At 70.0% G+C, this 25,008-nt stretch carries 24 protein-coding genes and 2 pseudogenes; 12 read left to right on the top strand and 14 right to left on the bottom strand.

Annotated elements, in window-relative coordinates; translation table 11 throughout:
- Positions 1–65: 65 nt before the first annotated feature.
- A complete protein-coding gene (locus tag HCA58_RS00835) occupies positions 66–1,559 on the top strand; it encodes an AlkA N-terminal domain-containing protein (RefSeq protein WP_169595804.1) in 1,494 nt (497 codons plus the stop codon).
- An 83-nt stretch (positions 1,560–1,642) separates the two neighbouring features.
- Positions 1,643–2,179, top strand: a complete 537-nt coding sequence (locus tag HCA58_RS00840) for a methylated-DNA--[protein]-cysteine S-methyltransferase (protein ID WP_205807220.1) — start codon at positions 1,643–1,645, stop codon at positions 2,177–2,179.
- A 44-nt stretch (positions 2,180–2,223) separates the two neighbouring features.
- Here HCA58_RS00840 and HCA58_RS00845 read toward each other — a convergent pair whose 3' ends face one another.
- The 4 genes from HCA58_RS00845 to HCA58_RS00860 are packed head-to-tail and all read right to left on the bottom strand — an operon-like array spanning position 2,224 to position 5,669.
- On the bottom strand, positions 2,224–2,934 hold the full coding sequence (locus HCA58_RS00845) for an ABC transporter permease (RefSeq protein WP_169595806.1): 711 nt from the start codon (positions 2,932–2,934) through the stop codon (positions 2,224–2,226).
- Complete coding sequence (locus HCA58_RS00850) at positions 2,934–3,884, bottom strand: ABC transporter ATP-binding protein (protein ID WP_169595807.1); 951 nt, start codon at positions 3,882–3,884, stop codon at positions 2,934–2,936. Before HCA58_RS00850 ends, HCA58_RS00845 begins: the two co-directional genes overlap by 1 nt.
- Complete coding sequence (locus tag HCA58_RS00855; RefSeq protein WP_169595808.1) at positions 3,881–4,762, bottom strand: ABC transporter permease; 882 nt, start codon at positions 4,760–4,762, stop codon at positions 3,881–3,883. Before HCA58_RS00855 ends, HCA58_RS00850 begins: the two co-directional genes overlap by 4 nt.
- Positions 4,755–5,669: an ABC transporter ATP-binding protein gene (locus tag HCA58_RS00860; RefSeq protein ID WP_169595809.1), complete on the bottom strand. Its 915-nt coding sequence runs from the start codon at positions 5,667–5,669 to the stop codon at positions 4,755–4,757. The genes HCA58_RS00855 and HCA58_RS00860 overlap by 8 nt, the downstream gene beginning before the upstream one ends.
- Positions 5,670–5,891: 222 nt before the next feature.
- Here HCA58_RS00860 and HCA58_RS00865 point away from each other — a divergent pair, with 222 nt between their 5' ends.
- The 3 genes from HCA58_RS00865 (at position 5,892) to galT (ending at position 9,331) form a co-directional block, all read left to right on the top strand.
- Positions 5,892–6,494 carry a DM13 domain-containing protein gene (locus tag HCA58_RS00865; protein WP_169595810.1) on the top strand — a complete coding sequence of 201 codons (603 nt, stop codon included), beginning with the start codon at positions 5,892–5,894 and terminating at the stop codon, positions 6,492–6,494.
- A gap of 139 nt (positions 6,495–6,633) precedes the next feature.
- The gene (cysC, locus tag HCA58_RS00870) at positions 6,634–8,163 is read left to right on the top strand and encodes an adenylyl-sulfate kinase (protein WP_169595811.1); all 1,530 of its coding nucleotides are present in this window, start codon (positions 6,634–6,636) and stop codon (positions 8,161–8,163) included.
- A gap of 91 nt (positions 8,164–8,254) precedes the next feature.
- Positions 8,255–9,331 (top strand): galactose-1-phosphate uridylyltransferase, encoded by a 1,077-nt coding sequence (gene galT / locus HCA58_RS00875; RefSeq protein WP_169595812.1) that lies wholly within the window; start codon positions 8,255–8,257, stop codon positions 9,329–9,331.
- Between the two features lie 308 nt (positions 9,332–9,639).
- Here galT and HCA58_RS00880 read toward each other — a convergent pair whose 3' ends face one another.
- A complete protein-coding gene (locus HCA58_RS00880) occupies positions 9,640–10,857 on the bottom strand; it encodes an NADP-dependent isocitrate dehydrogenase (protein WP_169595813.1) in 1,218 nt (405 codons plus the stop codon).
- Positions 10,858–10,913: 56 nt separating this feature from the next.
- Entirely contained in the window at positions 10,914–11,312 is a 399-nt protein-coding gene (locus tag HCA58_RS00885; RefSeq protein ID WP_169596142.1) for a VOC family protein, read from the bottom strand.
- 82 nt (positions 11,313–11,394) lie between these two features.
- Here HCA58_RS00885 and HCA58_RS00890 point away from each other — a divergent pair, with 82 nt between their 5' ends.
- Positions 11,395–12,174 (top strand): TetR/AcrR family transcriptional regulator, encoded by a 780-nt coding sequence (locus tag HCA58_RS00890; protein WP_346775832.1) that lies wholly within the window; start codon positions 11,395–11,397, stop codon positions 12,172–12,174.
- A gap of 73 nt (positions 12,175–12,247) precedes the next feature.
- On the opposite strand, the gene HCA58_RS00895 is transcribed toward HCA58_RS00890, so the two are convergent.
- Together HCA58_RS00895 and HCA58_RS00900 are read right to left on the bottom strand one after the other, a co-directional pair.
- A complete protein-coding gene (locus tag HCA58_RS00895; protein WP_169595815.1) occupies positions 12,248–13,198 on the bottom strand; it encodes a malate dehydrogenase in 951 nt (316 codons plus the stop codon).
- 146 nt (positions 13,199–13,344) lie between these two features.
- The gene (locus HCA58_RS00900) at positions 13,345–14,205 is read right to left on the bottom strand and encodes a bifunctional methylenetetrahydrofolate dehydrogenase/methenyltetrahydrofolate cyclohydrolase (RefSeq protein WP_169595816.1); all 861 of its coding nucleotides are present in this window, start codon (positions 14,203–14,205) and stop codon (positions 13,345–13,347) included.
- Positions 14,206–14,337: 132 nt separating this feature from the next.
- Here HCA58_RS00900 and HCA58_RS00905 point away from each other — a divergent pair.
- A pseudogene (locus HCA58_RS00905) lies at positions 14,338–14,767 on the top strand (oligopeptide/dipeptide ABC transporter ATP-binding protein); the annotation flags it as partial.
- Here the strand turns inward: HCA58_RS00905 and purH are convergent.
- Both purH and purN read right to left on the bottom strand, forming a co-directional pair.
- Entirely contained in the window at positions 14,764–16,335 is a 1,572-nt protein-coding gene (gene purH, locus HCA58_RS00910) for a bifunctional phosphoribosylaminoimidazolecarboxamide formyltransferase/IMP cyclohydrolase (RefSeq protein ID WP_346775854.1), read from the bottom strand. The pseudogene HCA58_RS00905 and the gene purH sit on opposite strands and share 4 nt — an antisense overlap.
- Before the next feature lie 3 nt (positions 16,336–16,338).
- Positions 16,339–16,944 (bottom strand): annotated as a pseudogene (purN, locus tag HCA58_RS23290) (phosphoribosylglycinamide formyltransferase); the annotation flags it as partial.
- A gap of 135 nt (positions 16,945–17,079) precedes the next feature.
- Between purN and HCA58_RS00915 the strand changes: the two are divergent.
- Together HCA58_RS00915 and HCA58_RS00920 are read left to right on the top strand one after the other, a co-directional pair.
- A complete protein-coding gene (locus HCA58_RS00915; protein ID WP_346775833.1) occupies positions 17,080–17,406 on the top strand; it encodes a CD225/dispanin family protein in 327 nt (108 codons plus the stop codon).
- Between the two features lie 7 nt (positions 17,407–17,413).
- A complete protein-coding gene (locus tag HCA58_RS00920) occupies positions 17,414–17,923 on the top strand; it encodes a DUF4190 domain-containing protein (RefSeq protein ID WP_169595818.1) in 510 nt (169 codons plus the stop codon).
- 63 nt (positions 17,924–17,986) lie between these two features.
- Here HCA58_RS00920 and HCA58_RS00925 read toward each other — a convergent pair whose 3' ends face one another.
- Positions 17,987–19,279, bottom strand: a complete 1,293-nt coding sequence (locus HCA58_RS00925; RefSeq protein WP_169595819.1) for a DUF6350 family protein — start codon at positions 19,277–19,279, stop codon at positions 17,987–17,989.
- A 180-nt stretch (positions 19,280–19,459) separates the two neighbouring features.
- Here HCA58_RS00925 and HCA58_RS00930 point away from each other — a divergent pair, with 180 nt between their 5' ends.
- Positions 19,460–19,717: a DUF4190 domain-containing protein gene (locus tag HCA58_RS00930; RefSeq protein ID WP_169595820.1), complete on the top strand. Its 258-nt coding sequence runs from the start codon at positions 19,460–19,462 to the stop codon at positions 19,715–19,717.
- Between the two features lie 43 nt (positions 19,718–19,760).
- On the opposite strand, the gene sucD is transcribed toward HCA58_RS00930, so the two are convergent.
- The 3 genes from sucD to HCA58_RS00945 form a co-directional block, all read right to left on the bottom strand.
- Positions 19,761–20,648, bottom strand: a complete 888-nt coding sequence (sucD, locus tag HCA58_RS00935; RefSeq protein ID WP_169595821.1) for a succinate--CoA ligase subunit alpha — start codon at positions 20,646–20,648, stop codon at positions 19,761–19,763.
- Positions 20,649–20,651: 3 nt separating this feature from the next.
- Entirely contained in the window at positions 20,652–21,830 is a 1,179-nt protein-coding gene (gene sucC, locus HCA58_RS00940) for an ADP-forming succinate--CoA ligase subunit beta (protein ID WP_169595822.1), read from the bottom strand.
- Positions 21,831–22,337: 507 nt separating this feature from the next.
- Complete coding sequence (locus tag HCA58_RS00945) at positions 22,338–22,742, bottom strand: cobalamin B12-binding domain-containing protein (RefSeq protein ID WP_169595823.1); 405 nt, start codon at positions 22,740–22,742, stop codon at positions 22,338–22,340.
- Between the two features lie 468 nt (positions 22,743–23,210).
- Between HCA58_RS00945 and HCA58_RS00950 the strand changes: the two genes are divergently transcribed.
- Both HCA58_RS00950 and HCA58_RS00955 read left to right on the top strand, forming a co-directional pair.
- Entirely contained in the window at positions 23,211–23,924 is a 714-nt protein-coding gene (locus tag HCA58_RS00950; RefSeq protein ID WP_169595824.1) for a M23 family metallopeptidase, read from the top strand.
- A 275-nt stretch (positions 23,925–24,199) separates the two neighbouring features.
- Positions 24,200–24,988 (top strand): M23 family metallopeptidase, encoded by a 789-nt coding sequence (locus tag HCA58_RS00955; protein ID WP_346775834.1) that lies wholly within the window; start codon positions 24,200–24,202, stop codon positions 24,986–24,988.
- The last annotated feature ends 20 nt before the right edge of the window (positions 24,989–25,008 follow it).

The following is a 25,008-nucleotide window of genomic DNA, read 5'->3' on the forward strand; positions in this document are numbered from 1 at the left end:
GAGGGAGAGGGTGTGGTCCGAATTCCGCGAGCGGGGTGGGTGGCAACGGGCGCATCATCGGTGACGTGGAACTGGACTTCGAACGGTGTTACCGGGCCGTCGACAGCCGTGACCAGCGGTTCGACGGCTGGTTCTACACCGGCGTCACCTCGACCGGAATCTACTGCCGGCCGTCATGTCCGGCGATGACCCCGAAGCGGCGGAACGTGCGGTTCTTCCCGTCGTCGGCGGCCGCTCAGCGGGCCGGGCTACGCGCCTGCCGTCGCTGCCGCCCGGACGCCGCCCCCGGCTCACCCCAGTGGGACGTACGGGCCGACGTGGTGGGCCGGGCGATGCGACTGATCGCCGACGGGGTGGTCGACCGCGACGGGGTACCCGGGCTGGCCGCCCGGCTCGGCTACACCGAACGCCACCTGCACCGGATGCTGCGGGCGGAACTCGGCGCAGGGCCGCTCGCCCTGGCCAGGGCTCAGCGGGCGCAGACCGCCCGCACCCTGATCGAGACGACCGGGCTGGGCCTGGCCGAGATCGCGTTCGCCGCCGGGTTCGGCAGCGTCCGGCAGTTCAACGACACCGTACGCACGGTCTACGGCGCACCGCCGTCGCAGTTGCGTACCGGGAACGACCTGACGGTCGGCGGCGCGGGTACCGTCACGCTGCGGCTGGCGTACCGGCCGCCGCTGCACGCCGCCGCGCTGCTCGACTTCCTCGCCCGGCGCGCCCTGCCCGGAGTCGACGAGGTGGTCGACGGGACGTACCGACGAGGGTTGCGGTTGCCACACGGCCCCGCAGAGGTCACGCTGACCCCGGCGGGCAGTCATGTTGCGGCGACGCTGCGCCTGACCGACCTGCGCGACCTGGCGCCCGCCGTTTCCCGGTGCCGGCGCCTGTTCGATCTCGACGCGGATCCGGTCGCCGTCGACCAGACACTTGCCGCTGATCCGGCGTTGGCCGCGACGGTGGCGGCCGAGCCCGGCGTGCGGGTTCCACGTGCGGTGGACGGCTTCGAGATGGCCGTCCGCGCCATCGCCACCCAGCAGGTCTCCCTGGCCTCCGCTCGCACCGCCCTCGTCCGTCTCCTCGCTCACACCGGCGCGGTCGACCGAGGCGTTCCGGTCGCGGAGCGCACTTCCGCTCGGTGCGACGCTGCTGGTCGACGGCAAGCATCGCCAGGTGGCGTGCTACGCGGGTTCGCCACCGCGGAGGAGGTGCTCAGGGTGGCGGATGAAGGATTCCGGATGCCGGGCAGCCGGCGCGAGACGATCCGGGCGGTGGCGCGGGCGGTCGCGGACGGTGAGCTTGACCTGGAGTCGGGTGGCGACCGTGAGGAGACGGCGCGCCGGCTCACCGCGATTGCTGGGATCGGCGCCTGGACCGCCGGCTACCTGGCCATGCGTGCGCTCGGCGACCCCGACACCTTTCTCCCCACCGACCTCGCGCTACGTCGGGGCGCCGCCGCCGTCGGCCTCACCGACAACCCCAAAGCCCTCGACGAGTACGCCGTCCGCTGGCGGCCCTGGCGGTCGTACGCCGTGATCCGCCTTTGGCGACCGGCGTGAGCCCCACCTGCTCCACCCCGAACCCGACCGACCGCCCGCCCGTGTTCTGCTGGGTAGGCCGCCACCAGACCATGGAGAGCCGTATGAGCAGCATCATCGACAGTACGGTCGTCGACACCCCCATCGGGCCGTTCACCGTCCTCGTCGGCCCCGACGGCACGGTACGGGCATCGGGCTTCACCGCCGACCCGGCGAACCTGCTTCCGCTCGTACATCCGAGGCTGCGCGGCGAGCCGCGACACCGGCCGGACCTCGGTCCGGTCACCGCAGCCGTCGCCAGCTACCTCGGCGGTGACCTCGCCGCGATCGACGACGTCCCGGTGGAACAGCACACCGGCGGGGCGTTCATGTCACATGCCTGGCAGGTGTTACGCAACGTCGAACCGGGCGTCCCGGTCACCTACACCGAGTACGCCACTCTCGCCGGCAGTCCCACCGCGGTACGCGCCGCCGCAGCGGCCTGCGCCCGTAACGCCGCTGCGCTCTTCGTCCCCTGCCATCGGGTGCTACGCACCGACGGCACGCTCGGCGGCTACCGCTGGGGGCTGCCGGTGAAACGTTGGCTGCTCGACCACGAACGACTCGACCAGCCGCGATCGGTGACCGTTGCCTGCACGTAGCTGCTCGCCGGGAAGGGGCCCGAACCGGTGCCTTTCCTCGCGCCTCAGCTGGTTTCGCCGGCTACGGAGAAGGAGCGTAGGCGGTCGATGGAGAGAAGGGTGGTGGCGACGATGACGAGGGTGGTCATCGCCATGGCCACCGACACGGACACGGTGGTGCCGAGCAGGTTCGTCGGGGCGAGCCGGTCGGCCAGGGCGATCACGTAGTGCTGGATCGACAGCACCCGGGTACCGCTTACCACGTTGCTGAGCAGACCTTCCCAGATCAGTACGTAGACCAGCCCGAGCAGCACCGGTCGACGGGTGAGCAGGCTGGCTGCCACGAACAACGCCGTGTAGGCCAGCGCACCGATCGTTGCGGCGACGGCCAGCGCCACGCCGAGGCGTACCGAGTCGGCCAGCAGGCCCGCAGCGAACAGGGGGACCGCGACGCTGACCGCGGTGACCCCGGCCGCGACGGCCAGCTTCGGAAGTACGATCTGCCAGCGGGGCAGCGGCGTGGTGAGCACGTGCACCACCGTCCCGTCGTCGATCTCGGCTCCGAGCACACCGGTGCCGACGATCAGTGCGACGACCGGCAGCACCACGGCCAGCCCGAGGCCGACCAGTACCGGCGGACCCCAGTCGGTGGGATCGACTCCGAGCCCCCGGGAGAGCACGGCCAGCCCCACGAGCAGTACCGGCAGCGGGAGCAGTAGCAGGAACCGGCGACGCCCGAACAGGCCACGCACGGTGATCCAGGAGACAGTGGACATCAGGCCTCCACCAGGTAGGAGAAGACACTTTCCAGGGATTCGTCCTCGGGCACCAGTTGCTGGACCCGTACGCCGCGGGCCAGGGCGACCTTCGGCAGCATCCGGGTGAAGGCGCCGTAGTCGCCTGCGCGCACGGTCAGGCCGTCGCGTCCCAACTCGACCCCGCTGACGGAGGTCTCGGCGATCAGCGCGACGGCCAACGCCCGGTCGTCGGTGGAGCGGATGGCGAACACGTGCGGCCGATTGGTCATCAGCCGCCGGATGGTTCGGAAGTCGCCGGAGGCGGCGAGCCGACCGGCGACCATCACCTGGACCGTGCCGGAGACCTGCTCGACTTCCTCCAGGATGTGCGAGCTGAACAGGATCGTGCGGCCCGCGTCGCCGAGGGAGTGCAGTAGCTCCATCATGTGCAGCCGCTGGCGCGGATCCATGCCGTTGAACGGCTCGTCCAGCAGCAGTACCTGCGGGTCGTGCACCAGCGCCGCCGCGACCCGGGTGCGCTGGCGCATGCCCTTGGAGTACGTGCCGATCTGGCGGTCCTGCGCGGCGGACAACTCGACCAGGTCGATCGCGCGGCGGGCCGCTGCCCTCGGGTCCGACAGCCGGTGCAGCTTCGCGGTGGCCAGCACGAACTCGTACGCGGTCAGGAAGCTGTGTACCGCCTCCCGTTCGCTGACCAGACCGAGCCGGCGATAGACCGCCGGGTTACGCCAGGTGGGTTGACCGTCCAGGGTCACCTGCCCCTTAGACGGGGTGAGGAAGCCGGCCATCATGTGCAGCAGGGTGGTCTTACCCGCGCCGTTGGGGCCGAGCAGTCCGGTCACCCCTGGCCCTAGGTTCATGTTGACGTTGTTGACCGCGACCACGTTTCCGTACCAGCGGGAGACCTCCGTGAGGTCGAGGGTGCTGGCGGCGGTGGCCGTCGGCTTGGTGGGAGTCGTCGTGGTCATCGTGCGGCCACCTTCTCGTAGCGGGCCAGCAGCAGGGCGACGCAGCCGGCGACGAGCGCGACGGCGGCGAGCGCGTACAACGGGCCGAAGGGGCCGAGGTCGACGCCGGGGCCGTCGGGGTCGGTGATGAGCAGGTCGTGCATCGTCCAGATTCCGACGCCCTGCACCAGCGTGGGTGGTGAGGCGATGCCGGACAGTTGGTTCGCCGTATGCGAGGGCAGCACCGACAGGATGCCGACGATCGGCGTGGTCATCAGGAACACGGCCACGATCCCGCCTGCGGCGAAGGCTCGTTTCCCGGTGAACGAGGCAATCAGCAGGCCGACCGAGGCGAACACCACCGCCCACAGCCCGGCGTAGAGCAGCCCGGGCAGCAGGTCGAGCAGTTCGTCCCAGACCGCGCCCATGCCGGCGGCGCTGAACGCCGCACCGAGGAACATCAGCAGCTGCGGCGCGCCGAGCAGCAGGAAGAGCGCGGTGACCAGTGCGAGCAGTTTGGCCAGTGGATAGTCGGCGTGGGGCAGGGGTCGGGAGAAGTACAGCGGCAGTACACCGCTGCGCAGGTCCCGGGAGACCAGCTCGGGTGCGGCCACCGCGACGAAGAAGATGACCAGCCAGCTCATCGCGTCGGCGAACTGGGCGTACGTGATGATTTGCTCGCCGAGCTGGCTACTGATCGCGGTGACCGAGGCGGCCACCATCAGGACGATGCCGACCACCAGCCAGGGGAAGATCTTCGCTTTGGCGCTGCGCCCCAGCCCGAAGGCGGTCCGCACGCCGTGCAGGTACAGCGCGCCGAAGACGTGCCCGCGGCCGAGCCGGGGGCCGGTGTAGCGCTGGTAGCCGATGTCGTGGATGACGCCGGTCGGCTCAGACATGGCTGTTCTCCCTCCGGGCGAAGAGCTCGGCCACCCGGTGTCGGCGCTGGTCCAGCCGATGCAGGGGCAGGTCCAGCTCGGCCACCGCACCGAGGATCAGGTCGTAGGTGCCCTGGTCGGCCAGCGGCACCAGCAGCAGCCGGCCCTCCCGGCTGACCGGCAGGTCGAGCGCGGCCAGTCGGATGGCCAACGCCTCGGTGCCCTCGCTGACCTCGACCGCGAGCATGTCGGTTGCCGAGGTCATGGCGGCGATGTGGTCGGCCCGCAGCAGCCGCCCACCCTCGATGGCGACCAGGGTGTCGCAGATCCGCTCGACCTCGCCGAGCAGGTGCGAGCAGACAAGTACGGAGATGCCGAACTCGGTGCCGATCCGTTGCACCAGGGCGAGCATCGCGTCCCGGCCCGCCGGGTCGAGACCGTTGGTGGGCTCGTCGAGCAGCAACAGGTCGGGATCGTGCACCAGCGCCTGGGCGAGCTTCACCCGCTGCTTCATGCCGGTGGAGTAGCCGCCCACCGGTCGGTGGCGTTCCTCGTGCAGACCGACGTGGCGCAGCGCCTCGGAGGCCCGTTCCCGGGCGACCGTGCGCGGTAGGCCGCTGATCCGTCCCAGATGGGTGACCAGTTCGGCGGCGGAAAGGTCGGGCGGTAGGCAGTCGTGCTCGGGCATGTAACCGACCCGGGCCCGTACCGCCGCCGTGTCGGTGGTCGGATCCAGGCCCAGCACCCGTATCCGGCCGTGGGTGGGGGTGAGCAGGCCGAGCAGCAGCTTGATCAGGGTCGACTTGCCGGCACCGTTGGCGCCGACCAGACCGACGATCCCTGGTTCCACCGCGACCGTGAGATCGGCCAGTGCGGTGACCTCGCCGCCGTAGACCTTCGTCAACGACTCGGTTGCGATCAGTGTCACGTCGTCAGCCTAGGGCCGCCGGACAATGCTCCGCGCTCCGGAACGGCCCCCGTTTCCCCTGATACCGGTTCGCCTCTTCCCCTAGGGAGGACCGGTCACGTGCCGGGCGACCGCCGCCGGGCGCACCGGGGCGGACGGCTCGGCCGTGGCACCGGTGATCGGTTCGTCTTTCGTAAGGTCTTTCTGGCTGACATGGCACGTCAGCCAGGAAAGACTGGTCGCATGCTCAGTCGCCGCCTGTTTCGTACCCCGCTGACGTGGATCGCGGTAACCGTTCTGGCCGCCGGCTCGGCCTTCGGTCTGTACTGGTTTCAACCGTGGAAGCTGCTGAGCGACGCCGAGGTGGCCGAGCGTCTGACGACTGTCGCGACCCCGGCCGGTTCCGGCGCACCGGCCGACTCGGGCGCACCGCCCAGCTCGGCGGCGCCGGCCGGTTCCGGCACGCCGGCGTCCCCGGCGGCCACCGAGCCTGCCACGGCGGCCCTGGTCGGTTCCGGTGAGTTCGTCAGTCACGAACACGACACCTCGGGTAGTGCGCGGATCGTGCGCACCGCCGACGGTCAGCACCGGCTGGAACTGATCGGGCTGGACACCTCCAACGGCCCTGACCTGCGGGTTTGGCTGACCGACCAGCCGGTGATCGAGGGCCGGGAGGGGTGGCACGTGTTCGACGACGGCCGTTGGGTCGAGTTGGGTCGGCTCAAGGGTAATCGCGGCGACCAGGGCTACTCGATCCCGAACGATGTCGAGCTCGCCGACCTGACCAGCGTCTCCATCTGGTGCAAACGCTTCGCGGTCTCGTTCGGTGCGGCCGAGCTGGGCTGAGGTCGGGCGGGTACGACCCCGTGGGGCGGGTCGGCGGGCCGTACCGTCGGCATCAGTGACCTGACGGGCATGGTGGTGCTCTCGACCGAACGGCGACCGGCTGCGAAACTGTGTGCCGGTCGCCGGAGTTGGGGGTCTGATGAGCAACGGGTGGGTGCTGCCCGACGAGGTGCTGCGTGAGGCACCGACGTATACACCGCGTCCCGGTGAGCTCGCGGATCTTGAGCTACTGCTGATCGGGGCGTACGCGCCGCTGACGGGGTTCATGACGCGGGCCGACCTGGTGTCGGTCAGCCGTCGGGGCCAGTTGGTCGACGGCACCCCGTGGCCTGTCGCCGTCACCCTTCAGGTGCCCGCGATGACTGCGAAGCTGCTCGACGTCACCGATCCGGGCCGCCGGACGCTGGTACTGACCGACAGCGAGGGCGCGCCGATGGCGGCGTTGGAGGTGGCTGACGTCTGGACGATCCGCGACCAGGTGTCCGGGGTGGGCGGCACCGTGCACCGGCTGGGCGACGGCGGTCATGGTCCGTTCCAGCGGTTGCGGCGTACCCCCGAGGAGGTGCGTGCGTTGCTGCCACCGGGTCGGGTGCTCGGGGTGGTCGCCGACCGCCCGCTGCACCGGCCGCAGTTGGCGCAGATCGCGCACGCCGTCCGTACCCTGAGCGCCCACCTGTTGATCATGGTTCCAGTGGGCGAGGACGGCCGCGCCGAATTACCACCGGAAGCGCTTGTTCGCAGCGTTTTCGCAGCTCGGGACCGAATGCCACCGGCAACCCTGGTCGCCGTGCCGTTCTCCCGGCGACGCGACGAGATAAGTGACGCGCTGCTGCTGGCCCGGGTCTCCGCCGCGTACGGCGTCACCCACCTGCTCTCCACCGGCGAGATGCTCTCCGGGGCCGGGCTACGGGTCCTGGTGCCCCGTGAGCTGGCCTACGACAACCGGGACGGCCAGTGGCGCTGGCGAGACGACATTCCACCCCGGAACCGGCGGCTGGCGCTGAGCCAGGCCGAGATCGAGGACCTGCTGGACCGCGGTTTCCCGCTGCCCGAGTGGCACACCCCGCCGGCAGTGGCGAAAGAGTTGAGCCGGGCCCGGCCCCCTCGGCGGCATCGCGGCCTGGTCGTCTTCCTCACCGGGCTCTCCGGTTCCGGCAAGTCGACGGTCGCCCGAGGGCTCGCCGACGCGCTGCGCGAGGAGGGCGAACGCACCGTCACGTTGCTCGACGGCGACGTGGTGCGCCGCGAGTTGACCGCCGGGCTGGGCTTCAGCAAGGCCGATCGGGACACCAACGTGCGGCGGATCGGGTGGGTCGCCGCCGAGATCGCCCGGCACCACGGGATCGGCATCTGCTGCCCGATCGCCCCGTACGCCCAGGCCCGGGGGGCGGCCCGGGAGATGGCGGTGGCGGCGGGCGCCGGATTCGTGCTGGTGCACGTCGCCACTCCGCTGGAGGTCTGCGAGCGACGCGACCGCAAGGGCCTGTACGCGCGGGCCCGGGCGGGGCTGCTCACCGGGATGACCGGCGTCGACGACCCGTACGAGGAACCGACCGACGCGGAGCTGGTGCTGGACACCACGGACCTCACTGTCGACGAGGCGGTGCAGCGGATCATCCACCATCTGACCGAGACCGGTTGGGTGGAACCCCGTCTGCCGGCGCTCTGATCCCGGGCCAGGGTGCCGGGGGCTCGACGACTACTCACCGACCGGTTGGCAAACTGATCGTCGTCCCGGTCGCCACAGGCGGGACACCACGATGAAACGTACGTCGATCAGTTTGGCCGACGGCCGCGAGCTGATCTACTTCGACGAGTGCGACGACGCCGTCCGGGACCAGCCGGATCGCCGTCCGTTGCCGCCTCCCCCACCCGCCTCCCAGCTGCGCTACGACCCACTCACCGACGAGTGGGTGGCGCTGGCGGTGCACCGACAGACCCGCACTTTTCTCCCTCCGGCCGAGCAGTGTCCGCTCTGCCCCTCGACACCGCAGCGGCTCAGCGAGATTCCGGCCCCGGAGTACGCTGTCGCGGTCTTCGAGAACCGCTTCCCGGCGCTCAGTGAGCGGGTGGTAGCGGAACCGGCCGCCATCACCCCGTTCACCGCCGCCCGACCGGGACAGGGGCGCTGTGAGGTCGTCTGCTTCACCGACGACCACGACGCCTGCTTCGCCGCGTTGCCGCCGCGCCGGGTGCGTACCGTGTTGGACGCGCTTGCCGACCGGACGGCTGTGCTCGGCGGGCTGCCCGGTGTCGAGCAGGTGTTCTGTTTCGAGAACCGGGGTGTGGAGATCGGGGTGACTCTGCACCATCCGCACGGACAGATCTACGCGTACCCGTTCGTCACTCCTCGGACCCGGTCGCTGCTGGGTGCGGCCCGCCGGCATGCCGAGCGCACCGGTGGTGGCAATCTCTACGCCGACGTCCTGGCCGCTGAACGCGCCTCCGGCGAGCGGGTGGTGACGACGAACCGGCACTGGACGGCGTACGTCCCGGCAGCTGCCCGCTGGCCGTTCGAGGTGCACGTCGCACCGCACCGGGCGGTGCCCGATCTTCCGGCGCTCACCGACGCGGAACGCGACGCGTTCGGGCCGCTCTACCTGGACCTGCTACGCCGCTTCGACGGGTTGTTCGACACGCCCATGCCCTACGTTGCTGCCTGGCACCAGGTACCGGTCCATGTCGAACGTGGACTGGGGCACCTGCACCTGCAGTTGTTCAGCATCCGGCGGGCGGAGGACAAGCTGAAGTACCTGGCCGGCTCGGAGTCGGCGATGGGCGTTTTCATCAACGACATCGCCCCGGAACGGGCCGCCGATCTGTTGCGCGCGGTGTGACCGCGGTCCCCTGTTCTACGCGCTGGACAGCAGGGCGCGGGGGGCCCGGGACAGGGCCCCCCGCGGGGAAGGGACGGCTGGCTGTACTCGACAGCCGGGAAGGCTGGCTGCTGGGCACGCGCACCGCGCGGCGGCGACGGTCAACCTTCCGGGACGGGACTGGCATCTCGTCCACCCAGGTCAACGAGGCGCGCCGGACGAGGTGACGCTGGTCGGCGCGTCCTGTCGCGACATGCCGCGTTGCGGTCGTCGGAAACACCGAGCCCGCCGACGCTCGGTTCGGCGGGCTCGGTCAATCACGGTGGGGCTCAGGCGGCGAGGCGACGTGCCAGGTTCTCGTCGAGCGTGTTCATGAACTCGTCGGTGGTCTGCCACGGCGCGTCGCGTGAGATCAGCAGCGCAAGGTCCTTGGTCATCTGGCCGCTCTCGACGGTGTCGACGATGACCTGTTCCAGGGTGTCGGCGAACTCGGTGACCGCCGGGGTGCCGTCCAGCTTGCCCCGGTGAGCGAGTCCACGGGTCCAGGCATAGATCGAGGCAATCGGGTTGGTGGAGGTCTTCTCGCCCTTCTGCCACTGCCGGTAGTGCCTGGTGACGGTGCCGTGGGCGGCTTCCGCCTCGACGGTGCGTCCGTCGGGGGACAGCAGGACCGAGGTCATCAGACCGAGCGAGCCGAAGCCCTGCGCGACGGTGTCGGACTGCACGTCACCGTCGTAGTTCTTGCAGGCCCAGACGTATCCTCCCTCCCACTTGAGCGCGGCGGCGACCATGTCGTCGATGAGCCGGTGCTCGTAGGTGAGTCCGGCGGCGTCGAACTCGGCCTTGAACTCGTTGTCGAAGACCTCGGCGAAGATGTCCTTGAACCGGCCGTCGTACGCCTTGAGGATGGTGTTCTTGGTGGACATGTAGACCGGGTAGTTGCGGTCCAGGCCGTAGCGGAACGAGGCTCGGGCGAAGTCCCGGATCGACTCGTCGTAGTTGTACATGCCCATGGCGATGCCGCCGCCGGGGAAGTTGGCTACCTCCATCTCGACCGGTGCCGAACCGTCGGCGGGCGTGTAGGTGATGGTCACCGTGCCCGGGCCGGGGACCACGAAGTCGGTGGCCTTGTACTGGTCGCCGTGGGCGTGCCGGCCGATGATGATCGGCTTGGTCCAGCCGGGTACCAGCCGGGGCACGTTGGACATGATGATCGGCTCGCGGAAGACGACGCCGCCGAGGATGTTCCGGATGGTGCCGTTGGGCGAGCGCCACATCTTCTTCAGGCCGAACTCCTCGACCCGGGCCTCGTCCGGGGTGATGGTGGCGCACTTGACGCCGACGCCGTGCTGCTTGATGGCGTTGGCGGCGTCGACGGTCACCTGGTCGTCGGTGGCGTCGCGGTGCTGGATCGAGAGGTCGTAGTAGTGCAGGTCGACGTCGAGGTAGGGCAGGATCAGCTGCTCCCGGATCTGCTTCCAGATGATCCGGGTCATCTCGTCGCCGTCGAGCTCCACGACCGGGTTGTTTACCTTGATCTTCGCCATCGGCCGGCGCTCCTCTCGGGTGACATGCTCAAGCAGTACGAGCGTACTGGATCGGTTCAGCTGACCTCTCCTGGCCCGTGTACCCACTGCACCACCTGAAGGATCACTCCGTTGGGGTCGGCGACCTGGAAGAACCGCTCACCCCACGGCTCGGTCTGGATCGGAGTGGCGATCGGCAACCCGGCGGCGACGAGCCGGGCGTACTCGGCGTCGATGTCGTCCACCTCGAAGGCGACGATCAGGCCCTGCGCCCGCTGCGTGCGCAGGCTCTCCGGCTGGAGACTAGCCAACCCGGTACGCAGGAAGATCAGGTTAAATCCGACGCCGTCCCGGGCGAGCGAGACGAAGCCGTCGGCGGACATCTCCTCATGGAAGTCGAAGTGCTGCGTGACGAAGGCCGCCGAGGCCGACACGTCCTCGACGTTCAGCGAGATCGCGGATTTGGTGATGTGCACTTTTACCCCCTGCACGGAGACGATAACTCCGTACATTGTACTACGTACTGCGTACGGTGATGTGACCTGCGAAGATCGGGAGGTGTCCGAACACCGCACCGGAGGCGGAGACCCCGCCCACACCCTGCGCCTGCTCTGGCGACAGACCGACGGCCCCCGTCGTGGCCCGCGCCAGGGTCGCTCACTCGACGAGATCGTGACCGTTGCGATCGAACTGGCTGACACCGAAGGGCTGGAGTCGGTGACCATGCGGGCGCTCGCCCAGGCGGTCGGCGTGGCACCGATGACCCTCTACACGTACGTTCCGGGCAAAGCGGAACTGCTCGACCTGATGCTGGACCTGATCTACACCAACATGGAAAGGCCGGACCGCTCCGGCGAGCCGTGGCAGACGCGGGTGGCGGCAGTAGCGGCTGACAACCGGTCCCTGTTCACCGCTCACCCATGGGCGGCCGAGGTCGCCACCGGCCGCCCACCGCTCGGTCCGGGCCAGATGACCAAGTACGAGTACGAGCTGCGTGCCTTCGACGGCACCGGGCTGGACGACGTGACTCGCGACGCCGCGCTCACCTACGTCCTCGACTTCGTCCGGGCCGCAGCCCGCTCGTCGGCCGAGGCCCGCTCCGCGCAGCAGGAGAGCGCATGGACCGACGAACAGTGGTGGACTGCGAACGCTCCCCTGTTGGCCCAGGTGCTCGACGAGCGACGGTTCCCGACCGCCGTCCGGGTCGGCGCCGCAGCGGGAGCCGCCCAGAACGCCGCATACAATCCCGACCAGGCGTACGAGTTCGGGCTGGCCCGCATCCTCGACGGCCTGACCACCCTGATCACCGCCACGCTCGACGGTACGGCGCCGACATGACCAAGAGGTCTGCGTCCAGGATCAGCGCGACCTGGACGCAAACCTCTTGGTCGTGACTCTCAGCCGGTTGCGGTCACATGGCCGCGACGTCGGCCTGCTTGGCGCGGACGGCCTCGGCGGCCTCCTTGAGCGCGGCCAGTTCGTCGGCGTCGAGATCCGTCTCCACGACGCGCTTGACACCCTGGGCGCCGATCTCGGCCTCCACTCCCAGGTAGACACCGGAGATGCCGTACTCACCGTCGACCCACGCGCAGACCGGCATGACCGCACCGGAGTCCTCCGCGACGGCCCTGGCCATCCGGGCCGCGGCAGCCGACGGGGCGTAGTACGCCGACCCCGTCTTGAGCAGCGCCACCAACTCGGCACCACCGTTGCGCGTCTTGACGACCAGATCCTCGATCTGTTCGGCCGACATGACGTCCCGCAACGGCTTGCCGTCGACGGTGCTCCTGGACGGAACCGGAACCATCGTGTCGCCGTGCGAGCCGAGGGTCAGGGTGCGTACCGACTTCACCGGTACGCCGAGTGCCTCCGCCACGAAGTTGGTGAACCGCGCCGTGTCCAGCATGCCCGCCTGGCCGAGGACGCGGTTCCGGGGGAACTGGGTGGCCAGCTGCGCCAGCGCGGTCATCTCGTCGAGCGGGTTGGACACCACGATGACAACAGCGCTCGGTGCGTACTTCGCGACGTTCTCCGAGACCTGGCGAACAATCTTCGCATTGGTCTCCAGCAGGTCCATCCGGCTCATTCCCGGCTTACGCGGCAGGCCGGCGGTGACGACGACCACGTCGGAGCCCTCGATCGCCTCGTAGCCCTCGCCGTTCGGACCGGTGGTGACACCGACGAGCTTGGTCTCGAAACCCTCGACGGCCCGTGACTGGTTGAGGTCCAGCGCGAGCCCGGCCGGCTTGCCCTCCACGATGTCGGTGATCACGACAGTGTCGAAGACGTCGTACTCAGCGAGGCGCTGCGCGGTGGTGGAGCCGTAGAAGCCGGCCCCGACGACAGTGACCTTCTTACCCATGGTCGTCCCACTCCCTGATCCCAGTCGGTTTTCCGGACCGTATCAGTCATCCTGGCACCGGACCTGCCAGGGTTGGCGGCGATCGCCGGGATGGGGTGAACGTCACCGCCGCCCGTTTCCAGCCCCGGGTGACGTGGTGGCCGTCGCTAGCTGCGTTCGGCCCGCTCGACGACATTGCTGAGCAACATGGCGCGGGTCATCGGACCGACGCCGCCGGGCATCGGGACCAGCTTGCCGGCCACCTCGCCCACCTCGGGGTCGACGTCGCCGGTGTAACGCCCCTTGCCGTCGGTGCCGATCACCCGGGTGATCCCGACGTCGACCACCACCGCGCCCGGGCTGATCATGTCCGCGGTCAGCAGGCCAGGTACGCCGGCCGCGACGACGACGATGTCAGCAGCCCGGGTGTGCGACGCGAGGTCGAGGGTGCCGGTGTGACACAGGGTAACCGTGGCGTTCTCGCTGCGCCGGGTGAGCAACAGCCCCATCGGGCGGCCGACGGTGTTGCCCCGGCCCACCACCGCCACGGTGGCACCGCGCAGCGGCACGTCATGCCGCCGGAGCAGTTCCACGATACCCCGGGGGGTGCAGGGCAGCGGCGCGTCGTAGCCGAGCACCAGCCGTCCCAGGTTGACCGGGTGCAGTCCGTCGGCGTCCTTGTCCGGGTCGATCAACTCCAGCACCCGCTGGGTGTCCAGGTGCGCCGGGAGGGGCAGCTGGACGATGTAGCCGTGGCAGGCCGGATCGGCGTTCAACTCGGCGACGACCTCGTCGACCTGGTCCTGGGTGGCGTCAGCCGGCAACTCACGACGGATGGATGCGATGCCCACCTCGGCGCAGTCCCGGTGCTTGCCGTTCACGTACGCCTGGGAGCCCGGATCGGAACCGACCAGCACGGTGCCGAGTCCCGGCACGGTGCCCCGTTCCGCCAGTGCCTTGACCCGCGCCCGCAGCTCGTCCTTGATCTCGGCCGCGGTCGCCTTGCCGTCCAGAAGCGTCGCCGTCACAAGCAGATCGTCTCACGCCCGCCCCCACCGGTTCGCCCGGCCTCGGTGACTTGTCCCGACGGCCGTCCCCTCGATGCCACTTCGAGCGACATGACTCTAATCACTGAGAGTGATCACAAGATCGGGGCACTCATCGCCCACGACCTGTCGGTGGTGCGGCACATCTCCGACCGGCTCGCCGTGATGTACCTGGGCCGGACCGTGGAGACCGGCACCGAGGACGAAAACTACGATCGGGCCACCCACCCGTACACCCAGGCGCTGCTCTGCGCAGCCGCCGGTGCCGGACCCGGACGCCCGGGAACACCGCAGCATCATCCGGCTACGCGGCGACGTGCCCAGCCCGGCAGACCCGCCGACTGGCTGCCACTTCCGCACCCGATGCCGGAAGGCGCAGGACAGCTGCGCCACCCAGGACCCGCAGGCGGTGTTACGCGCCGCCGACCCACACCCGTCGGCCCGCCAACTTCGCCGAACTACGTCCAAAAGTGTGAGCCGCAGCAAGCGCCCGTTGGTGCCACCGCACCCCGGACGTCGGGCACGGTGGCGGTCACCGCGCTAGTGGGCGAAGTGGCGGGTGCCGGTGAGGTACATGGTGACGTCGGCCTGCTTGCAGGCGGCGATCACCTCGTCGTCCCGAATCGAGCCACCTGGCTGGACGATCGCCCGGACACCGGCGTCGATGAGGATCTGTGGCCCGTCGGCGAACGGGAAGAACGCATCGGAGGCGGCCACCGCGCCGCGCGCCCGGTCGGTACCGGCCCGGCTGACCGCCAGTCGGGCCGAGTCCACCCGGTTGACCTGCCCCATCCCGACGCCGACGGTCGCACCGTCAGCCGCCAGCAGGATCGCGTTGCTCTTCACCGCACGCACCGCCCGCCAGGCGAAGGCCAGGTCGGCGAGCGTCGCCTCGTCGGCCGGCTCGCCGGTGGCCAGCCGCCACGTGGTCGGGTCGTCGCCCGCGGCGTCGACCGCGTCACGCGACTGCACCAGCACGCCGCCGCTGACCTGCCGCCACTCGACCGGACGCGGCTGGTGAGCGGGCGCACGCAGGAGCCGGACGTTCTTCTTAACCTGGAGTGTCTCCACGGCGCCGGGGTCGAAGTCTGGCGCCACCACGACCTCGGTGAAGATCTCGGCGATCTGCCGGGCCAGTTCGGCCGTGACCGGACGGTTCACGGCGACGACCCCGCCGAAGGCGGAGACCGGGTCGCAGGCGTGCGCCTTACGGTGTGCCTGCGCCACGTCCGCGCCGACGGCGATGCCGCACGGGTTGGCGTGCTTGATGATGGCCACCGCAGGCTGGTCGGCGAAGTCGTTCGCGGCCCGCCAGGCGGCATCGGCGTCGACGTAGTTGTTGTAGGACATCTCCTTGCCGTGCAACTGCTCGGCCTGGGCCAGCCCGACCGGACCGGCAGGGTCGGTGTAGAGCGCGGCGCTCTGGTGCGGGTTCTCGCCGTAGCGCAGCACCGACCGCCGGCGCAGCGCCAGGCCGGCGAACTCCGGCAGGCCGTCGGTCGCCGGTGCGACGGAGAGGGCGAACCATTCGGCGACCGCCACGTCGTACTCGGCGATGTCGGCGAAGGCTCGGGCGGCCAGCGCCCGACGCTGCGCCAGGGTGAAACCGCCGCCGTCGAGGGCGGCGCGCAGCATCGGGTACGCACCCGGGTCGGTCACCACGGCCACCGAAGCGTGGTTCTTGGCCGCGGCGCGCACCATCGCCGGGCCACCGATGTCGATCTGTTCGACGCACTCGTCCGGACCGGCGCCGGAGGCGACGGTGTCCTGGAACGGGTACAGGTTGGACACCAGCAGGTCGATTCCGGCGATGCGGTGCTCGTCGAGTTGCGCGACGTGCGCATCCTTACGCAGGTCGGCAAGGAGCCCGCCGTGGATAGCCGGATGCAGGGTCTTCACCCGCCCGTCGAGTATCTCCGGGAAGTTGGTCACCTGCTCCACCGGCGTCACCGGCACCCCGGCCGCGGCGATGGTCGAGGCGGTACTGCCGGTCGAGACGATCTCCACACCGGCGGCGTGCAGGGCCGCGGCCAGATCGGCCAGCCCCGTCTTGTCGTAGACGCTTACCAGTGCCCGCCGGATCGGGCGGCGCCCGTCCTGGATGGAGTCCACTCCGACCGTGACCTTTCTTCCGGTGATCGTCCAACCGTCGCGGACCAACCGGCCCACCTGCTCGACGAGCTGGCTGCGTTCCGCTTCCTTGATGCGCTCGGTGAGCGTGTCGACGTCGTCGTCGTCGCGGACCGGCACCGCCACCTGCGCGACGATCGGGCCGGTGTCCATTCCGGCGTCGACGAAGAAGAGGGTCGCCCCGGTCACCTTCACCCCGTAGGCGAGGGCGTCACGCGGGCCGTGGATGCCGGGGAACGCCGGCAACAGGGTGTTGTGCGTGTTGAGGTACCGGTCGCCGAAGGCGGCGAGGAAGCGCGGACCGACAAGCTTCAGGAACCCGGCCGAGATGACCAGGTCGGGTCGGTGTTCGGCGACCCGGGCGGTGAGCGCGGCGTCCCACCGCTCACGGTCCGGGTGGTCCTTCACCCGCTCGACGAAGGTGGGCACCCCCGCAGCGGCGGCCCGGTCCAGGCCCGCGATCCCGTCGCGGTCCGCCCCGACCGCGACCACCTGTGCCCCGTACGCCGGGTCGGCGGCCGCGTCCAGCAGCGCTTGCAGATTGCTGCCGGAGCCGGAGACGAGGACGACGACACGGGCGGACTGGGTCACCGGCCCACCCTATCCGGCCCCTGACCGGCACCATCCGCTGGGCGGCGCGGCGTGCGTGACCACCGGGGCTGGTCGAAACCGGGTACGCTGCCGGTCGCTTGGGAGCGGCGCCTGTCCGGTCCCACACCCCGTCAGGTGAACAACCGTGAGGAGCACGTCGTCATGCAGCCCCAGTACCCGTCACAGCCACCGCAGCCGGTCGACAACAACATGACAATGTCGATCGTCGCGATCTTTCTGTTCTGGCCGCTGGCCATTCCGGCGATCATCAACGCCTCGAAGGTCAACCCGCTGCTCCAGCAGGGTGACTACGCGGGCGCCCAGGCTGCGTCGGCCGAGTCGAAGAAGTGGTCCAAGTGGGCCCTGATCGTCGGTATCGCCTGGCTCGCGATCGTCCTGGTGTGCTGCCTCGGCGGCGGCCTGCTGGGCTCGATGAGCGGCAGCAGCGCCAGCGGTTCCTGAGTCGGGTATGCAGCCCGGTCACCCCGGTCAGGACCCGTACGGCCAACATCCGCCGTACGGGTATCCGACCACACCCCAGCCGACCGACCCGTACGCGCCGTCAGCCAGCCCGTACGGTCAGCCGACCGATCCGTACGCCCAGCAGCCCCCGGCGTACGGCCAGCCGGGTCACGGCCAGCTCTTCGCCGACCCGTACGCCCCGCAGCCGTACGGCGGTATGTCGATGTACCCGAACGCGGGCTTCAGCGGCGCGCAGGGACAACAGAACACCCTCGGTCTGATCGCGATGATCCTCGGCATCGCATCGATCCCGCTGAGCTGCTGCCACCTCGGGATTCCCCTGGGAGTGGCCGCACTCGTGACCGGCTGGCTGGGCAGGCAGAAGGCCGACCAGGGCCTGGCCGGCAACTCCGGTCAGGCAATCACCGGCCTGGTCTGCGGCGCGGTGGGGCTGCTGCTGGGTCTGTTGCAGATCGTCGCGGCGGTACTGGAGCTTGGCCTGTCCTTGTACTCCTGACCGGGGGTGTCTCGGACGCATCCGGGGCGCCCCTGGCCCGACGGGAACGGCCGTGGTGGAGGCTCAGGTCCTGTATCGAGTCAACCAGCGGGCAGCGGCAGCACCCAGCAGTGCGCCGGCACCGGTGACTAGCAGTGCCGCGAGCGCCACCTGCCAGCCGACCGGCCCGACCTCCGCCAGCCGGCCGGCGCCCAGCGGTCCGCCGGACGCCTGCGCCGCCGCACCCAGCAGCAGACCGGCCACCGGTCCGGCGAGTGCCGCTGGTACGAGCAGCCGTCGCCACGACAGCGGAACCCGTTCGGTGGCGGTCAGGCGCACCAACCGGCGGGCGAGCAGCCAACCGGTGGCCATCCCCACGAGGACTGGCAGGGCGAGGACGGTGACCGCACCGAGCCCCTCGACCGGCCCACTGGGTAGGCCGGCGAACAACGGCAGCGCCGGTAGTGCGCCGACCGACACCTCGCTCGTTCGTACCGCCGTGTCGGTGCCCACCGCGAAGCCGGGCCCGAGCAGGTAGCTGGCCGACCACACGCTGACGTTCGGCGCGTACGCCAGGCTGACCAGGGTGATGCCGGCCTGGCCGGCCACGCCGGTGCGGTAGGCGCCGATCAGGTCGGCCGCATCACCGCCACCGGTGGCCACGGCCAGGCCCGCCCCTGCGGCCCCCGCGCCGAGCAGCACCAGGGCGGCGACCAGGCCGGCACGTGCGCCCTCGCGTAGCGGCATCGGCGTCCGCTCGGCGAAGACCGCCACCATCCCGGTCGTGCGGGCGGCACCGGCACCCGCGGCGAGGGTGCCGACGGTCACCAGCGTCAGCCCGGCGCGTACCGGCGACACGTCAGGGCCGCCGGCTCCGACAGCTACGGCGGCGGCCGCTCCCAGCAGCCCGTACACGACGCCCACCGAAGCGGCGGCGGCGAGGGTACGGCCCGGCGAGCGCCCACCACGGGCACCGATCGCGCGGCTGGCGTGCACGCCGGCCCGGGTCAGCCGCCACACGGCCAGCGCGGTTACCGCGAGCGGCGCCAGACCCAGCGGACCGCCGGCCATGGTCAGGGGCACCCCGTGCCCGAGTAGCCAACCTGCCGTTCCTGCTCGTGCGGCGTCGAGCAGGCTGCCGGCACCCTCACTGAGCTGGATCAGCCCGAGTGCCAGCGCCACGGGCAGCCACGTGGTGACGGCCGCACCGCTGGCAGCGACCAGGGCGGCCACCGCGAGTGGTGCGTGGCTACGCCCCGAGGGAGCCGCCCGCGCAGCGGGCACCCGGCGCGGTGGGCCGGCCCGGCCGGGTGGCCGAGCGCCGGCACCCCGAGCGTCGGTGGCCCGGCGAGGCTGGTCAGGGGTGACATAGGACATTGGCTCTACTCTGGCATGCCAGGCTGGCCCTGGGCGCCCGGCACCCGCCCACGTGTCGCCGTCCCACCCCGCTGGAGAGACAAGTTCGTCCGATCCGGCGTGGGCGGGCACCGGCTCCTCTAGCCTCGGCACAGGGGCCGTGACCGACGGTCACGGCAGCACGTGACCGGAAGGGGAGTTGTGAACGCTCCGTACCCACCGCCCCCGCCACCACCCGCCGGCCGGGACCGCACGACCCTGTGGGGTGTGCTCGGCATCGTGACCGGTGTGCTCTGCTGCGGCGTCCTCGGCATCGTCTTCGGCTGGTTGTCGATCCGTGACGCGCGTCGGTACCGCCAGTCACCGGTGCTGGGCTACGTGGCCATCGGGCTCGGCGTGCTGAACATCGTCGTCAGCCTGATCCTGCAGGCGACCGGGAACTACCCGTACTGGAACTGAGGGGCCGGCCTCTCGGGCCGGCCCCTCAGCGTGTTTTTGCCGTTCAGCTCGCGGACATGAGGTCGCGCATCAGCTTGGCCGTTTCGGTCGGCGTCTTGCCTACCTTCACACCCACCGCCTCCAGCGCCGCCTTCTTGGCGTCGGCGGTACCCGCCGAGCCGGAGATGATCGCACCGGCGTGCCCCATCGTCTTGCCCGGCGGGGCGGTGAAACCGGCGATGTAGCCGACCACCGGCTTGCTGACGTTCGCCTTGATGAACTCGGCCGCCCGCTCCTCGGCGTCACCACCGATCTCACCGATCATGACGATGGCGTCGGTGTCCGGGTCGGCCTCGAACGCGGCGAGCGCGTCGATGTGCGTCGTCCCGATGATGGGGTCGCCACCGATGCCGACACAGGTCGAGAAGCCGATGTCACGCAGCTCGTACATCATCTGGTAGGTGAGCGTGCCGCTCTTGCTGACCAGACCTATCCGGCCGGTGCCGGTGATGTCGGCCGGGATGATGCCGGCGTTCGAGGCACCCGGGGAGGCGATGCCGGGGCAGTTCGGGCCGATGATCCGGGTCCGTTCGCCCTTGGCCACGTTGTGGGCCCAGAAGGCGGCGGTGTCGTGTACCGGCACGCCCTCGGTGATCACCACGGCCAGCGGGATCTCGGCGTCGATCGCCTCCATCACCGCCGCCTTGGTGAACTGCGGTGGTACGAAGATGACCGTTACGTCGGCACCGGTGTCCTTCATCGCGTCCGCGACGCCTGCGAAGACCGGCAGCTCGGTGCCGTCGAAGTCGACGGTGGTTCCCGCCTTGCGCGGATTGACCCCACCGACGATCGTGGTGCCCGCCGCGAGCATCCGGCGGGTGTGCTTGGAACCCTCGGAACCGGTCATCCCCTGGACGATGACCTTCGAGTCCTTGGTCAGCCAGATAGCCATGTGTCAGACCCCCGCAGCCGCCAGCTCGGCGGCCCGCTCGGCCGCGCCGTCCATGGTGTCGACCCGCTCGATCAGCGGGTTGTTGGCGCCGTCGAGGATCGCCCGACCGGCCTCGGCGTTGTTGCCGTCGAGGCGGACGACCAACGGCTTGGTGACCTGCTCGCCCCGCTGCTCCAGCAGGCCCAGTGCCTGCACGATGCCGTTGGCGACCGCGTCGCAGGCGGTGATGCCGCCGAAGACGTTCACGAAGACGCTCTTGACCGACGGGTCGGAGAGCACGATCTCCAGTCCGTTGGCCATGACCGCGGCGCTCGCGCCGCCGCCGATGTCCAGGAAGTTGGCCGGTTTGACGTTGCCGTGCCGCTCACCGGCGTAGGCGACCACGTCGAGGGTCGACATGACCAGGCCCGCGCCGTTGCCGATGATGCCGACCTCGCCGTCGAGCTTGACGTAGTTGAGGTCCTTCTCCTTGGCGGCCTGCTCCAGGGGGTCCACCGTCGCCTGGTCGACGAGCGCCTCGTGATCGGGGTGCCGGAAGCCGGCGTTCTCGTCGAGCGACACCTTGGCGTCGAGCAGCAGCAGCTTGCCCTCGGCCGTCGTGGCCAGCGGATTCACCTCGACCAGGGTGGCGTCCTCGGCGACGAACGCCCGCCACAGGCCGACCGCGACCTCGACCACCTGGTCGGCGACCTCGGCCGGGAACCCGGCCGCCTCGACGATTTCCCGCGCCTTGGCCTCGTCGACGCCCTCGACGGCGTCGATCGGTGCCTTCACGACCTTGTCCGGGGCCTCGGCGGCGACCTGCTCGATGTCCATGCCGCCGGCGACGCTGGCGATGCAGAGGAACGTGCGGTTCGCCCGATCGAGCAGGTATGAGAAGTAGTACTCGTCGGCCACGTCCGCCGTCACCGTGATCATGATTTTGTGGACGGTGTGGCCCTTGATGTCCATGCCGAGGATGTCGGAGGCGCGGGCCACCGTTTCCTCCGCGCCCTCGGCCAGCTTGACGCCGCCTGCCTTGCCTCGTCCGCCGACCTTCACCTGCGCCTTGACGACCACTCGGCCGCCGAGGCGTTCGGCGATCGCGCGGGCCTCCTCCGGGGTCGTGGCGACGCCGCCGGCGAGCACGGGAAGTCCGTGCCGCTCGAACAGGTCCCGCCCCTGGTACTCGTACAGGTCCACGATTGCGCGTCCCGTCCCGTCTCTGCGGCGCACCGTCGCGCCGCCACCAGCGTATGGAAAGAAAACAGTGTGGTGCCCGACATCAGTGGTAATTGACGCGGGCCGCCGAACCCTCACCGCCACAACCACGCGCCGCAGCCGGCCTGACGGTCCGGCCCGCAAGGGGAGGTCGGAAAGGGTTCATTGGGCGCAGCCTAACGATGCCGGTGCCTCCGGCAACCGAGCGGGTGCGCGGTGTGCGGTAATGCACAACCCGTACGACGCTGGGTCACCGGCCGGGCGGCGGGCCGGTCACGTCACCCGTTCGAGCGGTCTTGCCAGGGCAACGACGGTTCTCGGCGCTCCCGCGTAACCCCGCAGGAAGGGCATCGTTGAGTCAGATGTCGGAGCGCTGGGAAGCGCGAGGACGGAAGCGGCCGATGCCCTGTCGGTCGAGGGGTGGCGGCGGGGCATCGTGCATAGAGGGGCCGGACGTGTGAGGGGTGCGTCCGGCCCCTTCCCCTGTCTTCAGGCCACCGGTTGGGCGACGTTGTCCCGGACCCACTCCACGATGGAGGCGGTGGTGGCGCCCGGGGTGAAGATCTTGGCTACGCCGAGCCGCTCCAACTCCGGAAGGTCGGCCTCCGGGATGATGCCTCCACCGAAGACGACGATGTCCCGTGCCTGCCGTTCGTCGAGCAGTTCGAGGAGCCGGCGGAACAGTGTCATGTGTGCCCCGGAGAGCACCGAGAGGCCGACGGCGTCGGCGTCTTCCTGGATCGCGGTCTCCACGATCTGCTCCGGGGTCTGGTGCAGACCGGTGTAGATGACCTCCATGCCGGCGTCGCGGAGAGCACGCGCCACCACCTTGGCGCCACGATCGTGGCCGTCCAAGCCCGGCTTGGCGACGACGACCCGAACACGAGAGCTCATCTGGGCTTCCCTTTCACCGGCTCCGCGGCACTCACCTGAACGAACGGTAACCCGCCCGGCCGTGACCGGGGAACCGGGGCCGGCAGGGCGGGCAGTAAACAGGGGTCGGCTTCGACGGCCGGCGACAACCCCTGCCCTCACGCAACCACCATCGCAACCTTACGCAGAGGCACGACGTACGCGGTGCGCGTCAAGTGGGACGCCTCCGCCGTTCGGTCACGGTGTGCGACGAAAGGACGATGACGAGGACACCCCACTACACTTCCGAGCCATGACAATATCGGACGGAACTGGACAGAACGTTCTAAGCAATTCGGCGCTCCGGCTTGTGACAGGCCTGACGGTTGGCTACCGTGTCCACGGTTGTCATCAGGTCTACGGACGGGTGACGACGCGATTAGCCGACGCACGGTCACCAGATTCGGACGGCGGCTGATCCGCATCGGAACCCGACAACGGAGGGTATGCGTGCGCCAGCGCCTGTCGTCTGAGCCCGATCGATATCGCGGTCGTCGCCGCGTACCCACCCCCCCGCGCAGCCGTTACGCCGCGGTCGTCACCACCGCCTTCGTCGGCGCCGGAGTGGTGGCACTGGGCGCCAGCGCGATTCCGGACGCCAAGAGCGTCAGCCCGTCGGTGCTCGACGAGCTCAAGCAGGCGTCGATAAGCAACCAGGGCGCGGCCGACCGGGCCGAAGCCGCCGACCGGGCCTCCCGGGACGGCCGCGGCGGCTCGGACAGCGTCGAGGAGACCGGCGTCTGGCTGCTGCCCCTACAGGGCTACGACTTCAACTCCCCCTACGGCATGCGGTGGGGCAAGCTGCACACCGGCGTCGACCTGGTCGCGCCCGAGGGAACGCCCTACGTCGCCATCCACGAGGGAACGGTCACCAAGGCCGGCTGGTTCGGCGGCTACGGGAACACGGTGATCGTCCAGCACGCCGACGGCAGCGAGGCCATCTACGGCCACTCCTCCGCGCTGAGCGTGCGGGAAGGGCAGCAGGTCCAGGCCGGCGACCAGCTCGGCCTGGTCGGCAACACGGGCCACTCCTACGGCTCCCACCTGCACCTGGAGATCCATGTCAAGGGCGAGCCACTCGACCCGGTGCCGTGGCTACAGGAGCGCGGAGTGGACATCAAGCTGCAAGTCGAGGCAATTTACAGCGAGGTAGCCGCCTCCTGACCGCTTGTGACGCACGTTGACCGCCCGGATCTGTCGATCCGGGCGGTTTCATGTGCCGCACCGGAACCACAAGTGACCCAGGCCACATCGCGAACTGTGGCCAGCGACACACTTCTCCGCCGGATCGTCCCTGGACAGCTCGACACACTGCGGCACGAAGGTGGACAGCAGCGCCAGGCACCGCAGGCGACCCACCTACCCCGGTACCCGTCATCCTTCGGACCGACACCACTATTTCGAGGTCACGACCGCTCGAAGGCAACGAGGTCCGTACCGTGCAGGACGACAACGCCAACCCGGCCCGCAGAATCCCGAACGCCCCTGCCCGCCACCGGCGACGGCCAAGTCGGCGGTCCCGGCTTCTCGTGGTCGGCGCGGTCGCCCTGGCGGGGCTCGGCGCCGGCAACGTCGTGACGAACGAGCGGGACAACCAGCCGGCCACCGGCCCCGTCACGGTCGACGCCCAGAACCGGGTCGCAGCCGCCGAACGCGCCGACCGTTCATCCCGAACGCCGATCGCACCTGACAGCCCGTCGCCGAGCCCGACCCCGACTGCCAGCCCCACCACGAAGCCCAGCCCCACACCGAAGGCCAGCCCGAAGCCGAAGGCCAGCCGAACGGTGACCACCACGGCGAAGCCGAGCAAGAGTACGCAGCCAAAGACATCCTGGGTGATACCGATGGTCGGAGGGGTCATCACCTCCTGCTACGGGCCTCGGTGGGGCACCCTGCACGCCGGAATCGACTTCGCCATGCCTGCCGGCACACCGGTGCGCGCAGCCTTCGGCGGCACCGTGACGAAAGCCGGTGATGTCGGCGACGGGTACGGCATCTCCGTGGTCATCGATCACGCCAACGGCTACCTCACCCACTACGCCCATCTGAGTACGGCCACGGTGGGCGTGGGTGACAAGGTGAGCACCGGACAGACCATCGGCCTCGAAGGCTCCACGGGCGACTCCACCGGACCGCACCTGCACTTCGAGGTGCACCAGGGCCAGATGTGGAACCAGATCGACCCGGCACCGTTCCTGCGTGCCCGGGGCGTCGACGTGGCCTGCTGACCAGCCCGGACGGCCCTCGC

This window comes from Micromonospora sp. HNM0581, assembly GCF_012726175.1.
Taxonomy (GTDB): domain Bacteria; phylum Actinomycetota; class Actinomycetes; order Mycobacteriales; family Micromonosporaceae; genus Micromonospora.